This is a genomic window from Vibrio sp. 99-70-13A1 (assembly GCF_013114625.1).
Lineage (GTDB): Bacteria > Pseudomonadota > Gammaproteobacteria > Enterobacterales > Vibrionaceae > Vibrio.
This window is the reverse complement of the sequence record NZ_VTXD01000019.1, coordinates 64,808-79,268: the sequence shown is the minus strand read 5'-3', so window position 1 is coordinate 79,268 and position 14,461 is coordinate 64,808. Positions and strand designations below refer to the sequence as shown.

Genomic DNA, 14,461 nt, shown 5'->3' with positions numbered 1-14,461 from the left:
GATGTGTATAAGAGACAGGTCTAATTACATTGTTTCTAATAGGGCTGTTACTTTTCTTTATTAAAGCTATGGCACCGGGTGATGTGAAATTACTTGGAGTGGTGGGTTATTATATAGGTTTCTGGAACATACCTAACTTTATGTTTTATACACTTATTTCAGGGGCGATCGTTGGTTCTTTATATAGTCTTCAAGTGCTAGCCGATAATCCTAACCAATTTAAGTTATTAGTTAATAGATATTCAACAACATTCTTATATGGAAAGGTATCAGAAGACATATTAAGCAATGCTGAACATTCTAAAAAATTGAGAATGCCATTTGGGCCTGTTGTTGTGATAGGGCTTGCGTTGTATAGCTATTTCCAATAAGGCGAAACCTCTATGGAAATGAACAAAAAAGCGAAGCATAGAGATATATTGGTACCGCAAGCCAGTGCTCCGGCAGTACCAACTTCTATTGAAAGCCTAAAGATACCTTCAGCTGTTGTTGAAAATTTATTAATAAAGCAATTAGCGGCATACCCTAAGTCAGACGTCTTAACCTTGACCCGATTAATGGGTATTAATAGCCATATAATTGAAGACTTAATTGCAGGGCTTAGAAAAAAATCTTTAGTTGAAGTCTTCCAAGCATCGACGATTCAATTCGGTAGCGACAAGAGCAATAATGTTCGTTATGCCTTATCTGAAACGGGTATGTCGGAAGCGGATGTCGCTTTTAATAAAGATGCGTATTTAGGTCCTTGCCCTGTTTCAATGCAAGACTATACCCAAATGGTAGAAGCTCAAGATGTAAGAGCAAAGCTAGTAAGAAGGGATGATGTGTCCTTTGCACTTCAAGATGTGCTTGGGGCAGAGCGAATGGTTTCTGTATTAGGACCGGCTATCAATTCTGGGCGTGCTCTGCTTCTTTATGGGGATGCAGGAACAGGTAAAACTTATGTTGCCACGCGTTTACTCAATTCTCTTAATACCTCTGTTTACATTCCTTATTCGGTTTTCGCGGCAGGGAATATCATCAAAGTGTTCACTCCACAACACCATAAGCGAGTGGATGAGAATCACCAATCTCAAACGATTCTGTTTAAAGAGCAATACGATAGACGTTGGACCTTGTGTGAAAGACCGAGTATTCAGGTTGGTGGTGAATTAACCATGGATATGCTTGAGGTAAACCATACTGAGCATAATCGAGTTTGGATGGCTCCACTGCAAATGATGGCGAACAACGGTATTTTCATTATCGATGATTTGGGGCGACAGCCCATGCCTGTTGATACACTGCTTAACCGCTGGATTGTCCCAATGGAGTACTTTTATGACTATTTGTCATTGCCTAACGGACAACAAATTTCAATTCCCTTCATTTTAACGATCGCATTTTCAACAAACTTAAGCCCAGAAACGATCGCAGACCCTGCTTTCTTGCGACGTCTTGGGTACAAGATTCAATTCCAGCCTTTATTGGAAGAAGAGTATCGGGAGCTATGGCACATCATGGCTTCAAACAAGTCCTTAGTACTTGATGAATCTTTATTCGACACATTATTAAATCTACACCGTCAACACTCAGTTGGGTTTTACCCATGTTTACCCAAAGATCTTGTCGGAATTAGCCGAGATATTATCGCTTTTGAAGAGGTTGAGCCTGTTATCTCTTCTGCTGTATTGGAACGATCTTGGGAAGTTTACTTCACAGCAGATGGTAAGGGAGGAGGAGAGCGATGAGTAGAAATCAAATTATACTTTTGTTTTTGTTATCAATTTTATTTGGTTTGGCTGCCGTTTTCTTTGCAAAGCAATGGATGGATAGCCAATTACAGCCACAGGTTGAAGTTGAAGTCATTGAAAGAGAACCCATCATTATTGCCGCACAAGAAATTGCAGCGGGTAGTGTGATAGAGGAACAACATTTAACAACCAAATTACTAGAAAAAAGTTGGAGAAGTGAAGACCAGTTTACTTCCACGGAAGAGCTTCTTGGTCAGGTCGTGGCGACATCCATTTACCAAGGTGAGATTGTCAGTCGTATACGTTTAACAACGCCAGGAGAGGGTTCAACGCTAGCTTCGCTGATTCCTGAAAACAAACGAGCTGTCACTATTCGAGTGAACGATGTTATTGGGGTTGCTGGGTTCCTATTACCAGGAAACAAAGTCGACATTCTAAATACCATCAGCTATGGGCAAGGATCAGCAACGACTAAAACCGTACTTAAAGAAATAAAAGTATTAGCGGTAGACCAAACAGCAAAAACCAAAGAAAACAAACCCGTGATCGTGCGAGCAGTGACGTTAGAAGTTACCCCTCTAGAAGCAGAGAAACTTCTTTCTGCTAAGAGTAAAGGACAAATACAGTTGACCCTGAGAAATCCTCACGAACCAGAGGCGAAGGTTGTGAAGCGTTATGTCGCTCCGCAAGTGACGATAATCAAAGGAACACAATCTTCCAATGTTCGAGTTAGGGATTGAGGTGATGTATGAAAATAATAATAGCAATGGTATGCACATGGGTTATTTGTAGCTTCTCAGTTTTAGCTTCAACTCAAACCGGTAAAGTCGTTAAAGTTCCCCATCATAAATCAACCCATGTTGAGCTTTCTGGAAAAGCGAAAAGAGTATCACTTGGTGATCCTGAAGTGCTCGATATTGTGATGTTAAAATCCGATGAATTGTTTTTGATAGGTAAGAAGCTAGGCTCAACCAATTTAATGGCTTGGGACAGTCGTGGTCGATTAATTGAATCGATCAACATCGAAGTGACTCATGATTTAAACAGCCTTAAAGCCAAGTTATATGAATTTTTGCCAGACGAAACGGTAAAGGTGCATAGTGCGCAAAATCGCTTAATTTTAAGTGGTCAAATTAGCTCTTTAGAAAAAATGAATGTGGCTTTAAGAGTGGCGGAAACTTATTCCGGTGGCCAAGAAATCGATGAATCTGAAGAGTCGGCAAGTGAGCAAGTAGAGAAAACTGGGATCATTAATTTGATGTCTATTGGTGGCGCTCAGCAAGTTATGCTTGAAGTCACGGTAGCGGAAGTTCAGCGCAGTTTAGTAAGACGTTTTGATGCCAATTTTCATTTCTTAGAAAGCAACGGTAACTTTTCTTGGGGGACAACGTCAGGAGGGGCGATTATTGATGATATTGGAGGAGGCATTGGACCAATATTTAATGCTCCAACTATTGACTCTACTGGTTTGCTCGGCACTTTTATTGATGGCGATACCTTGTTTACCTTCGCGTTAGATATAGCGAAAACTAATGGGGTAGCAAAAGTATTAGCAGAACCAAACCTTACGGCATTAAGCGGTGCCAAAGCAGAGTTCTTGGCTGGGGGAGAGTTTCCAATCCCCGTTCCTAATGAAGATGGAATAACCATAGAATATAAAGAATATGGTGTGGGTTTGAAATTTATACCTACCGTGCTGAGTGATAAAAAAATCAATCTGAATTTAGCGGTTGATGTCAGTGAAATAGCCAGCGCAAGCAGCTTAACGTTAAACCCAAATGGTTCAAATGGGACGTACTTTATCCCACCTATCACACGTCGAAGTGCTTCATCAACACTTGAGTTAGCTGATGGTCAAACCATCGGTATTGCAGGGCTATTAAGTGAAAATGTAAGAGACTCGATCAGTAAGATGCCTGGCTTTAGTGATATTCCAGTATTAGGACAACTATTCAATAGCCAAGAATACATTTCGGGTGAAACTGAATTAGTCATATTGGTGACTCCTCGTTTAGCACAGCCTGTAGATCGTAATGCCATCACCCTTCCAACCGACTCATTTGTCGAGCCGACCGACCTAAAATATTACCTGTTAGGGCAAGGGGCATATATCGATTCATCGTCTTCAAATCGCACATCGGAAAAACCTCAAGATGAACAGTTTCTGGAAAATTCCAGTGGTGGCTCTGAGGGCTCCTTTGGCCATAGTTTATAAGGATATTTATGATGAATGTACGATTTACAGCAGTCCTTTTGGGATTATCAACCATACTTATAGGGTGTGCCAATGATGCGCCTTTAGGTAGCCATGTCGCACAACTCAGAGTCGCTCAAACCTACAACCCAAATGCGACAGAAGACAATTTGGGCATTGTGCCGGATGGTAATGGAGAAAGAACAGAAGCCGGTTATCAGGCGTATACAGGGAAAGAAAGTAGCTCATTGCAAGGCAGTAGTGAAAGCCAAGTTTTACAGGGTTTTAACTGATCAGGTGGTTATATGTTATATGGACATCGTGCTGGTTTAGGTTCGCCTAAATCAATAAAAAATAAGCAAAAGGGAATTGTGTTGGTTCTTATGACCGCTGCACTTCTGTTATTAATTGTTGCCGCTGCCTTTGCCATTGACGTGAACCACTACCGTTTAAATGTTACCCGTTTGCAAAATGCGGTTGATTCAGCCGCCCTTGCTGCTGCTGATGAAGCGAATTTTGGTGGAAGTGAGGTATCTGCAACAATAGCGGCCAATAACTTGTTAAATGCAATAACCAGCGCGAGTGGAAATTCAGAAATGGATATGTCCAATGCAACGGTTGAGGTCCAATTTTCAAATGATCCGCTGACATTTCCTGATAATAGCTTTGATATTGATTTAGATGTTTATGTGCGTGTTTTAGTGACAGGAATGGATCTGGATGAATACCTGATTGACACAATGGGCATGGAAAAGTTGGTTACAGCCAGTGCACTTGCTGGCCCTAGTTCAGCTCTGGATACAGTGAATATTGTGCCTATTGGTGTATGTACCGGAGATGAATCCACCGGTGTATTTGGTTATACCCCAGGTGAGGTATATGCCTTAAAAGTCGGGGATTCATCTGTAAGCCAAATGGGGAGTGGTAATTATCATTTACTCGACTTTGGTTCAGGTGCAAGTACGGTTAGGAAAGGGTTAGCAGGAGCATACACTCAATCGGTTTCTATTGGAGATACTGTTATCACCAAGCCTGGAGCATCAACAGGCCCAACTGCACAAGGTATCAACACTCGCCTTGGCGTATATAAAGGTGGATTAAGTGATACTGATTACCCACCAGACCTTGTTACGGAACAACCTTCAGACGAAGCCGAATTAGATAGCGATGGAGACGTGGTTTATAACGATTCTTATGACTATGACGAATACAAAGCCCAAACAGAAGCGTGTTTAAGTGGTGCGAGCTCTGATTGTGAAACGGACGGCGTTGCTTGGCGAAGAATGTTAACGCTACCAATGCTTGACTGTACAGGACAGTCTGGGGGTGTTTCATCTTTTGTTGTTGAAGATATTGGTTGTTTTTTCTTTCTCCAACAGGCGCCTAATAATAACTCGGGAGGGCAAACAGTATTTGGTGAGTTTGTCGAATCCTGTGCGTCATCAAATGGAGGGTTAGGGCTTGTGCCAAGTGCAGATGGTGCATTCAGAATTGTACTTTACAACGACCCTTTAAGAGAGGAGTCCTGATATGAAGAATATGGAAAGTACATTACAGCGCCAAAAGGGATTAGCTGCCATAGAAGTGACGCTCACCTTACCTGTGTTATTGATATTGCTCGTGAGTATTTCCGAAATAGGAAATATGTTTACTCAATACAATAACTTAACGAAAGTGGTGCAAAGTGGTTCACGTTTTGCGGTGACACAATCTTACGGAACCGCAGGGATAACTTGTACCGATATTACCGACAAGCTTAGTGAGATTCGTAATTTAGTTGTGTATGGCGACATTGATGGTGGGAACACCACAGCCTTAGAGTCGATGGTGGTCTCTGATGTCAGTGTTTCTTGTTCCAGTACTGGGCTTGTTACTGTTGCTGCCAGCTATATGTACACGCCTAAAATGGCTGAAAAAATACCTTTTACGGACTTTTCTTTAACTTTCCCAATGAATGCATCTTCGATAAATCATTTCTAGTAGGAGATGGATATGGCTAAACAATCAAATAGAAATCAAAGTGGTTTAGCTATTGTGGAGTTTTCTATCGTGGCGACATTTTTATTATTGCTCCTATTTGGGATCGTTTCGATAGGCTATTACATGTATTCAGTGCAAACGCTAAATGATATGACAAGGAAAGCAGCAAGGTTAGCAAGCGTCTGCAATACTTCTAATGTAAGCCAGCAAGAAATTTTCGATATTGTCATTGATGATAATGCACCGATTGGCTTTACATCCGCTAATTTGGTTGTTGAATACCTTGATGAAGACAGTGATATCACCGCTGTATTTGCTGATATTAGGTACGTACGTGCTCGTATTGATAACTATAACTACCAACTCACATCCTTATTAAACTTTATTGGGAATGACGGGGAAGTAACGGTTTCAGAATTTGAAACAACCCTACCTTCAGAAAGTTTAGGGGTGATTAGACCAAACAAAAATGATGACGATGGTAGTAATTTTGACTGTGGGGATGAGTGATGGGAGAAGCAGTGAAGTTAACTCGCAATGATGACAGTGTCATAAGATTAAAAACAAACCTGCACATTTGGGTTCTTTATTCGAATGATCGTTTCAAATTACATATGAGCCAAGAACTGTCTCAATGTCGAAGTATCACTTTTGATGCGATAGCAATGCATGCCCTTGATGTCGAGTCTCTTAAATCTCATACCCCGCCAGATATTATTTTTGTGGAAACCGGACCTAATTGGGCTCAGAAAATTGTATCTCTTCAAGAGTATGAAGCGCCAAGTGATGATTTTGAAGCGTCACTGATTGTCTTTGGTAATGAGTCAGACAATGGCGCGCTTAAGATCGCTTTAAGAATTGGTGCGGCGGATTTTATTTCAGACAAAGCAACGCTGGACGAGTTTACTCCGCTACTAAAAGGCGTGGCAGAAGAGAAGGTATCCAATCGAGATCTTGGTGAATTGTTTGTTTTTTTGAACACCAAAGGTGGGTGTGGGGCATCGACTCTAGCGTTAAACACTGCTTTGCAAATTGCTCTTGAACATAAGAATGAAGTGCTACTTTTGGATTTGGATCTGCAGTTTGGGGTGATACCTGATTATTTAAATATCTCACCTAAATACAGCCTTTCAGATGCTATCTCTAGTGTCAGTGACTTAGATGAAGAGTCTCTGGATTCCATGGTGACTAAGCACTCATCGGGGCTACATGTACTAAACTTTAAGCATGAAAACAGTAATGACGATTACGATAAAGCCAAAAATATAGGCAAGCTACTGCCAGTGCTTAGAGAGTTCTATCCTTACATTATTGTGGATTTATCAAGAGGGATAGATCGTATGTTTTCATCGGTTTTATCTCCTGCTACAAAAGTGTATTTAGTGTCACAACAAAACTTAGTCGCGATTAAAAACACCACTCGAATTTCTAAGTCACTGACTTTTGAATTTGGGCTATCAAGAGAACAAGTTGAGCTGATTATTAATCGTTATGAAAAGCGTCAATCGATCAAAATAAAAGATATTGAACAAACCGTTTCAGGGTTGGTTATTCATATCATCCCGAACGATTTTAAAGTGGCGATAGAAAGTGCGAATTTAGGTAAGCCTTTTATCGAATCAAGAAAGAGCAGTTCGATTTCACGATCCGTTATTGAGTTTTCCCACACCATAGCCGCTCCTGGGGATAATAAAAAAGGTTGGCTTAAGCGCCTATTTTCTTAGGGCTTCTTAGGTCGGCGAATAAAGGGAATGAGTATGTTTTTTAAAAGAAAGAATGTGAATTCAGAATTTCAAAACAACGTAGTCGTAGAAGATCAGGAAGACGCATCATCTAGTGACAGCAGTCTAGAGCGATCTGTGGCGAATGGTTCTGACAGCGAAAATAGAATTGAAAGAAAACTGCGAGCTGCGGAAGAAAAAGATAAAGAGATTGAAGAGTCTAAGAAAATTTTAGAGCAAGAGCTGGAAATTAAACATTATTATCATCAGCGCTTACTTGAAACTCTGGACTTAGGATTACTCTCTAGCTTAGATCAAGATCGTGCGAAACAAGATTTACACGAAGCCATCATTCAAATAATGGCAGACGATCAATCTCACCCTATGAGCGCCGAAGCAAGAAAGCGTGTAGTTATACAGATTGAAGATGAAGTCTTTGGTTTAGGTCCACTTGAGCCCCTTCTTAATGATAAAACCGTTTCAGATATTTTGGTTAATGGCCCTAAGAGCGTGTTTGTTGAACGTCGCGGGAAATTAGAGAAAACCCCTTATACCTTCTTAGATGATAGACACTTAAGAAACATCTTAGACCGCATTGTAAGCCAAGTTGGGCGCCGTATAGATGAAGCATCTCCTATGGTAGATGCGCGGCTTATGGATGGTTCAAGGGTGAATGCCATTATCCCACCATTAGCTTTAGATGGTCCTTCTCTTTCTATTCGTCGTTTTGCCGTTGATAAGTTGACGATGGATAACTTACTCGGCTTTAACTCGATTTCCCCTCAGATGGCAAAATTTGTAGAAGCGGCTGTAAAGGGTGAGCTGAATATATTGATTTCCGGTGGTACAGGGTCGGGGAAAACGACCACCTTGAATATCTTTTCTGGGTTTATTCCAAGCGATGATCGAATCATTACCATTGAAGATTCTGCTGAGCTGCAATTACAACAACCTCATGTAGTGCGCTTAGAAACTCGTCCTGCCAACCTTGAAGGTAAAGGGGAGATATCCCAAAGGGAGCTGGTAAAAAACTCCCTACGTATGCGACCTGACCGTGTGGTGTTAGGGGAAGTACGTGGCAGTGAAGCGGTAGATATGCTGGCTGCGATGAACACTGGTCACGATGGTTCACTTGCGACAATTCATGCCAATACCCCACGAGATGCATTAAGTCGTGTTGAGAATATGTTCTCGATGGCGGGGTGGAGTATCTCAGCCAAGAATTTACGCTCACAAATTGCTTCGGCTATTCATCTTGTTGTTCAAATGGAACGTCAAGAAGACGGTAAGCGCCGAATGGTGAGCATTCAAGAAATAAACGGCATGGAAGGGGAGATCATTACCATGTCTGAAATATTCAAATTCCACCGTAAAGGCTTGGATGAAGACGGCAATATTATTGGATATTACACGGCTACAGGGGTTGTACCTGCATGTCATGATCAGCTTGCGAAAAGAGGGCTTGATCTTCCCTTTGAGCTATTCAATGAAAGTGTCGAGTAGGGAGATAAAGCTATGGGTGACGACATTACATACTTCTTGGTTTTACTCTTCTTTGCTGTGGTTTTTATCTCTCAGGCATTAATACTTCCGGCCGCTGGTAGTAAAGCAAAGCATAAAGAACTCGCGGTTAGACTAAAGGAAACCCAATCCAATTTAGATGAAGAAAGCCGCTCCTTATTGCAAGAACATTATTTAAAAGGCTTAAGCCCACTTGATCGTAAGTTAGTGAATGTAGAAGCCTTTTCATCACTCAAAAAAATGATTGAGCTAGCGGGTTATGATTGGTCACTTAGCCAAACACTTTCTATCACAGCGATAATCAGCCTTTGTGTGGCGGTTGTTTTGCTTATTTTAGGGCAGTTTTGGTATGTGGCGCTTGCCGCTGCTGTGGGCATTTGGTTCATCATGTACTTTTCCCTTCAGAAAAAGATTGGAGACAGGCTTGCGATGTTTGAAGAGCAACTCCCAGATGCGCTCGATATTATCCGAAGAATGTTGCAAGCCGGTCAGCCAGTGACTCAAGCTTTTAATGAAGTGGGTAATGAAATGCCAGCGCCCATAGGGACGGAATTTAAAAATACGTTTAACTTATTGAATTATGGCTATGACTTGCGTTTAGCCATTATGCAGATGGCAGAACGAACTCCAACGGTTTCTATGTTGGCATTTTCGAGTGCCGTGCTTTTACAAAAAGAAACGGGAGGCAACTTGTCTGAGAATTTAGATAAGGTGTCTAAGGTATTAAGAGCTCGTTTTAAATTGACTCGGAAGATTAAAACTATTTCTGCTGAAAGCCGGATGTCAGCATGGATACTGGTGTTATCTCCGTTTGTTCTGTTTATCGGATTATTGTTTATTAACCCTGAGTATGTCGCGCCTTTGTATGAAGATCCAAGGGGTTTAACTATTGTGAGTGTTGGTATCGTCAGTTTGTTTATTGGCTCGATATGGATGCGTAACATTATAAACTTTGAGGTGTAAGACTATGGATAGCCTTCTCAGTTTTTTTTCAGCAATACAGTTTAACGAACAGACCTTTTTCCTTTTCGTCATATTAATCGCAAGCACTCTCATCGTGATGAGTTTGGGATTGTTTTTGATAGGCAGTAAATCCCCACTTAAGAAGAAATTGGAATTACTTCGTGCGAATGAAACTTCTCGCTCTCGTGTGGCGAGGCATGGACGTTTAGATTCAACATTGGAATCACTCGCGCCTATCGTGACCTCAAAAGATACCAAAGAAAGAGAAAGTATCCGGCATAAGCTGATGCATGCTGGGTTTCATGACAGTAATGCGTTAACTATTTTTTATGCAGTGAAAGTCTTTTTCTTAGTGGTTGGTGTAGGGTGTGCCGCTTCTTTGTATTTCTTTGCCCCAGATTTTCAGCACTTAAACCTATCTATGATAGGCAGTGTTGCACTGGGATTTTTCACACCGAATGTCATTCTTGAACGTTATGTAGATAAAAGACAAAGGTTGGTACGTGGCGGAGTGCCAGACGCGCTGGATTTACTTGTGGTGTGTACTGAATCAGGGCTTGGTTTTAATGCCGCTTTAAGAAGAGTGGCGGATGAATTAATGATTTCCCACCCTGACTTTGCTGATGAGCTAGACACCGTTTGCGGCAAGATAAAAGCGGGTGTTGAAATGTCGGATGCCTTTGAAGATTTAATTGAAAGAACAGGTGTGGTTGAGATCACTGGCTTGGTGAGTATGTTGTCTCATGCCTCCAGAATTGGGGGAAGTTTGTCACAAACGTTGCGTGATTATACGGAAGATTATCGAGATAAGAGAAACCAAGAAGTCGAAGAAATTGCGGCGAAAATCCCAACGAAAATGATTTTCCCACTTTTACTGTTCATATGGCCCTGTTTCTTTATTGTCGCTATCGGGCCTGCCATGCTCACACTTACGAGCACGCTTGGAAACTAGGAGTCAGTATGAAACAACTATGGATAGTGTTAGCCACGGTATTTTTTATTTCAGGTTGTGCGAGTGAACCTGAACCCGAAAGCTTTGATAGTGTACTTTATGATGGTCGGCCTATCGACACGCTTACTTCTGAGCTTGCGCCTTTAACCGAGAAAGAAGCGATTACTCGTGGTGATTTAGCGTTATCTAGCGGTAATACCGATTTAGCGCTTTATGAATATATTCGTTCCATTGAATTTAAAGATGCGAAGTATCAAGACCAGTCACTTTATACCATCGGGCGAATTCATTACTCCCGAGGTAATTTCGCCTTATCTGAAAAAGCGTATTTGATGTCTGTAGAGTACAACCCGAACAACGCTAAAGTACTGGAACATTTAGGGGCAATGTACACCAAGCAAGGAAATATTGAGCAAGGACGATCTTATTTTTTCCGTTCAGTAAATGCTGACCAAGTGCGTTTGAGTAATACCAAGGTGTTTGACGGCGATGAATTAACGGTGGCTGGTATCGATAATTTACAGGTAGATAATTCATCTCCGGCATTGGCTTATATGGGGCTTGGTGTTTTATATGATGTTGAAGCGAAGCATGAAATAGCCAAAGCGTTTTTACATAAAGCGCTAAAGATCAAACCTGAATCAATTAAAGCTTTAGTGAACCTAGGGTATTCCTACTATATGAATGGTGAGTATAACGATGCTCAGCGTTTCACTTTAGCGGCACTAGAAAAGTCACCCAATAATGAAAATGCATTGAATAATTTGGCACTTATTTACTTGGGGAAAGGGGAGATTAAACGAGCGATTAATGTCTTTATGAGGCATATGGATGCTCCTGAAGCTTTGAATAATGTTGGGTACTTTTTGATTCTACAAGGTAAGCCCGACAAAGCGATTCCTTACCTAGAACAAGCGATTGATAAGAAGCCTTCATATTACAAAGTGGCGAATGAAAACTTGGAAAGAGCGGTTGCCGAAGTGAGAGCCAATAAGCCTAAAGAGACTGAACCTGAGTCTTAGCAGTCGTAAACCCTGCTTATTAGCTCTATGCTCAGTTTTAACGCGATGCCAAATAACAGAGCCTACAAAATAGTAGGCTCTTTTTATACGTCTCTATGTAGTCTTCACTATGGGCACTTCAGAGTTAATGTTCGGGTTTAAATCAAGCCAACGACTGCGCCAGATAAAGCAAAGAAAGCAACTAAGTACACGATAGGCAATTGGCGTTGTTTAAGTAAATAAATACCTGTAATCACCAGAGCCATATCAATAGCGCTAAAAATAGCACTGGTAAATACAGGGCTATAAAGCGCGGCTAAGAGCAAGCCAACAACTGAAGAATTCACTCCAACAAGCGCCCCTGCAATCTTTGGCTGGCTTGCCAATGCTTGCCAGTTCTTAAGTACGCCAAGTAGTAATAAAAAACCCGGTAAAAAGACGGCAATGGTTGCTAAAAATGCGCCCAGTAATGGAGCACTTGGAAGCATTTCATAACCGACATAGGTTGCCAGTGTGAACATTGGCCCTGGTGCTGCTTGTGCTGCGGCATAGCCTGTTAAAAATGCATCTTGGCTAACAGTGTCTCCGACAATGTTTTGCAGTAGAGGAAGTACAACGTGCCCGCCACCAAATACTAAGCTACCAGCTTGGTAAAAATCAGAAAACAATTGAACAGAGCCACTTAAAGAGGCCGCAACAGGTAACCCAACCAGTAACGCGATGAAAATAACGAGAGGGGTGAATGATAACTCAGACGCTTTAAAAGGTTTCGCTTCGCCTTTTTTCAGGTAATGACTGCCTAATAGCGCAGCGAAGATCAACACGCCAATTTGAGTCATGATGCTGGGGGCAACCAATAAGGCGATAGCCGTGAAGACACACAACCCAACGGTGAGTTTGTCTTTACAAAAATTCTTGTACATTCCCCAACAAGCGTCGGCAACGACGACAACCGCTAATAATTTTAGCCCATGGATAATGCTTTGAAAGAGTGAAGACTCCGTGAACTGACTGCTTAACACAGCAAGCAACAGCATGAGAATAACTGAAGGCAAAGTGAACCCAACAAAAGCAGACACTGCTCCTAACAGCCCACCTTTTTTGTAACCCACAGCAAAACCAACTTGGCTTGACCCCGGTCCTGGTAAGAATTGACTTAAAGCGACAATTTGCGCGTATTCTTCATCACTTAGCCATTTACGCTTTTCCACGAAAGCATTTCTAAAATAGCCAATATGTGCGGCAGGTCCGCCAAAGCTTACCCAACCTAATAAAAAGAAGGTTTTGAATATAGAGAACATCGTTGTTTACTCAGTGATGGTTTATGATCGTCGCTAGAATAGAAAATGAATTATAATGATTCAAATCGATAGTTTTAATTTTAACTATGAATGAAATTGATTTGGGTGGATTTGGCGTGAATGAGTTTAATTGGAAGAGTATTGATTTAAACCTGTTGGTTGCTTTCATGGCTTTGTATAAAACTGGAAGTGTTACAGGAGCCGCCGAGCGTGTGTTTGTGAGCCAGTCAGCAATGAGTCACAGCCTAGCGAAGTTAAGAGAATTAATGGGAGATCGGCTCTTCGAAAGAAAAGGGCATAAGATGCTGCCAACAGAAAGAGCAGAGCAAGTCGCTCCTATCATTCAAAAGTCACTGACTCAGTTGCAAATGAATGTATTCACAATTGAAGAGTTTAACCCAACGCACTATCGAGGAACCTGCAAGATAGGATTAACTGATTATGCTGAATTGATATTCGCTCCAATCCTGTTTGATGCAATATCACAAGTGGCTCCGCAGTCTCGAGTCAGTTTTGTTCATGCCAATCGACACAACTATCAGCAGTTATTAGCTGAAGAGAATGTCGATGTGATGATAGGCAGCTTTCCTACTTTAGACTCCTCTATATCCGCTGAAAAAATCTATACTGAAAAACACGTATGCATGTTTGACCCAACGCAAGTGAGTTTGTCTTCATCATTTAGTGTTGAAGAGTTTGTGCAATATCCTCATGCCTTGGTGAGCCCTGATGGGCACCTAACAACACAAGTGGATGAAATGGTAAGCGAGTTTGGGTTAACCCGACGAGTCGCGGTAGCGTCACGGAATTTCCTAACCATTAGACATTTAATCGCTGGTCGAGCCTTACTGTGTATTGTTCCGGAACTGATGGCAAAAATAGATTTAGGAGAAACTCATCTAGCGTCTGTTGAGCCTCCGCTACCTATTGCTGATTTTGATATTTCGCTTATTTACCGTAAAGGAGTGGCGCATACAGAGAAAAATCAGTGGTTAAGGGAGTTGGTGCGCGATTCTATATCTAGCTTCATTGATCAGCGGTAGCATTGGACTAACTGCCATAGCATCTGACTCATCATGGTCCTTCGTGGGCTTT

At 41.6% G+C, this 14,461-nt stretch carries 15 protein-coding genes; 14 read left to right on the top strand and 1 reads right to left on the bottom strand.

Going from position 1 to position 14,461, the window contains the following annotated elements; translation table 11 throughout:
* Positions 1-29: 29 nt before the first annotated feature.
* From F0226_RS13165 to F0226_RS13105, 13 genes are read left to right on the top strand one after another with little or no spacing between them, the layout of a single operon-like run.
* Positions 30-371, top strand: a complete 342-nt coding sequence (locus F0226_RS13165) for an A24 family peptidase (RefSeq protein ID WP_345776519.1) — start codon at positions 30-32, stop codon at positions 369-371.
* A gap of 12 nt (positions 372-383) precedes the next feature.
* Entirely contained in the window at positions 384-1,730 is a 1,347-nt protein-coding gene (locus tag F0226_RS13160) for an AAA family ATPase (RefSeq protein WP_171736068.1), read from the top strand.
* The gene (gene cpaB / locus F0226_RS13155; protein ID WP_171736067.1) at positions 1,727-2,473 is read left to right on the top strand and encodes a Flp pilus assembly protein CpaB; all 747 of its coding nucleotides are present in this window, start codon (positions 1,727-1,729) and stop codon (positions 2,471-2,473) included. Before F0226_RS13160 ends, cpaB begins: the two co-directional genes overlap by 4 nt.
* A gap of 8 nt (positions 2,474-2,481) precedes the next feature.
* Positions 2,482-3,948, top strand: a complete 1,467-nt coding sequence (locus F0226_RS13150; protein WP_171736066.1) for a type II and III secretion system protein family protein — start codon at positions 2,482-2,484, stop codon at positions 3,946-3,948.
* Positions 3,949-3,956: 8 nt separating this feature from the next.
* Complete coding sequence (locus F0226_RS13145; protein WP_253820826.1) at positions 3,957-4,220, top strand: hypothetical protein; 264 nt, start codon at positions 3,957-3,959, stop codon at positions 4,218-4,220.
* 12 nt (positions 4,221-4,232) lie between these two features.
* A complete protein-coding gene (locus F0226_RS13140) occupies positions 4,233-5,456 on the top strand; it encodes a pilus assembly protein TadG-related protein (RefSeq protein WP_171736065.1) in 1,224 nt (407 codons plus the stop codon).
* A gap of 1 nt (position 5,457) precedes the next feature.
* The gene (locus F0226_RS13135) at positions 5,458-5,907 is read left to right on the top strand and encodes a TadE/TadG family type IV pilus assembly protein (protein WP_253820825.1); all 450 of its coding nucleotides are present in this window, start codon (positions 5,458-5,460) and stop codon (positions 5,905-5,907) included.
* 12 nt (positions 5,908-5,919) lie between these two features.
* Positions 5,920-6,417 (top strand): TadE family protein, encoded by a 498-nt coding sequence (locus tag F0226_RS13130; RefSeq protein ID WP_253820824.1) that lies wholly within the window; start codon positions 5,920-5,922, stop codon positions 6,415-6,417.
* A complete protein-coding gene (locus F0226_RS13125; protein WP_171736063.1) occupies positions 6,417-7,631 on the top strand; it encodes an AAA family ATPase in 1,215 nt (404 codons plus the stop codon). The genes F0226_RS13130 and F0226_RS13125 overlap by 1 nt, the downstream gene beginning before the upstream one ends.
* Positions 7,632-7,664: 33 nt before the next feature.
* Positions 7,665-9,131 carry a CpaF family protein gene (locus F0226_RS13120; protein WP_171736062.1) on the top strand — a complete coding sequence of 489 codons (1,467 nt, stop codon included), beginning with the start codon at positions 7,665-7,667 and terminating at the stop codon, positions 9,129-9,131.
* Positions 9,132-9,143: 12 nt separating this feature from the next.
* Complete coding sequence (locus F0226_RS13115) at positions 9,144-10,112, top strand: type II secretion system F family protein (protein WP_171736061.1); 969 nt, start codon at positions 9,144-9,146, stop codon at positions 10,110-10,112.
* Positions 10,113-10,116: 4 nt separating this feature from the next.
* Positions 10,117-11,064: a type II secretion system F family protein gene (locus tag F0226_RS13110; protein ID WP_171736060.1), complete on the top strand. Its 948-nt coding sequence runs from the start codon at positions 10,117-10,119 to the stop codon at positions 11,062-11,064.
* 8 nt (positions 11,065-11,072) lie between these two features.
* Positions 11,073-12,086: a tetratricopeptide repeat protein gene (locus tag F0226_RS13105; RefSeq protein ID WP_171736059.1), complete on the top strand. Its 1,014-nt coding sequence runs from the start codon at positions 11,073-11,075 to the stop codon at positions 12,084-12,086.
* Between the two features lie 137 nt (positions 12,087-12,223).
* Here F0226_RS13105 and chrA read toward each other — a convergent pair whose 3' ends face one another.
* Entirely contained in the window at positions 12,224-13,366 is a 1,143-nt protein-coding gene (chrA, locus tag F0226_RS13100; protein WP_171736058.1) for a chromate efflux transporter, read from the bottom strand.
* A gap of 86 nt (positions 13,367-13,452) precedes the next feature.
* Here chrA and F0226_RS13095 point away from each other — a divergent pair, with 86 nt between their 5' ends.
* The gene (locus tag F0226_RS13095; protein ID WP_216606623.1) at positions 13,453-14,409 is read left to right on the top strand and encodes a LysR family transcriptional regulator; all 957 of its coding nucleotides are present in this window, start codon (positions 13,453-13,455) and stop codon (positions 14,407-14,409) included.
* Positions 14,410-14,461: the final 52 nt, after the last annotated feature.

What these genes read in the sequence shown, in the direction of transcription:
- F0226_RS13125 (WP_171736063.1), top strand. Translation starts at nt 6,417, where the DNA reads ATGGGAGAAGCAGTGAAGTTAACTCGCAATGATGACAGTGTCATAAGA.
- chrA (WP_171736058.1), bottom strand. Translation starts at nt 13,366, where the DNA reads ATGTTCTCTATATTCAAAACCTTCTTTTTATTAGGTTGGGTAAGCTTT.
- F0226_RS13145 (WP_253820826.1), top strand. Translation starts at nt 3,957, where the DNA reads ATGATGAATGTACGATTTACAGCAGTCCTTTTGGGATTATCAACCATA.
- F0226_RS13130 (WP_253820824.1), top strand. Translation starts at nt 5,920, where the DNA reads ATGGCTAAACAATCAAATAGAAATCAAAGTGGTTTAGCTATTGTGGAG.
- F0226_RS13110 (WP_171736060.1), top strand. Translation starts at nt 10,117, where the DNA reads ATGGATAGCCTTCTCAGTTTTTTTTCAGCAATACAGTTTAACGAACAG.
- F0226_RS13105 (WP_171736059.1), top strand. Translation starts at nt 11,073, where the DNA reads ATGAAACAACTATGGATAGTGTTAGCCACGGTATTTTTTATTTCAGGT.
- cpaB (WP_171736067.1), top strand. Translation starts at nt 1,727, where the DNA reads ATGAGTAGAAATCAAATTATACTTTTGTTTTTGTTATCAATTTTATTT.
- F0226_RS13135 (WP_253820825.1), top strand. Translation starts at nt 5,458, where the DNA reads ATGAAGAATATGGAAAGTACATTACAGCGCCAAAAGGGATTAGCTGCC.
- F0226_RS13140 (WP_171736065.1), top strand. Translation starts at nt 4,233, where the DNA reads ATGTTATATGGACATCGTGCTGGTTTAGGTTCGCCTAAATCAATAAAA.
- F0226_RS13095 (WP_216606623.1), top strand. Translation starts at nt 13,453, where the DNA reads ATGAATGAAATTGATTTGGGTGGATTTGGCGTGAATGAGTTTAATTGG.
- F0226_RS13120 (WP_171736062.1), top strand. Translation starts at nt 7,665, where the DNA reads ATGTTTTTTAAAAGAAAGAATGTGAATTCAGAATTTCAAAACAACGTA.
- F0226_RS13115 (WP_171736061.1), top strand. Translation starts at nt 9,144, where the DNA reads ATGGGTGACGACATTACATACTTCTTGGTTTTACTCTTCTTTGCTGTG.
- F0226_RS13150 (WP_171736066.1), top strand. Translation starts at nt 2,482, where the DNA reads ATGAAAATAATAATAGCAATGGTATGCACATGGGTTATTTGTAGCTTC.
- F0226_RS13160 (WP_171736068.1), top strand. Translation starts at nt 384, where the DNA reads ATGGAAATGAACAAAAAAGCGAAGCATAGAGATATATTGGTACCGCAA.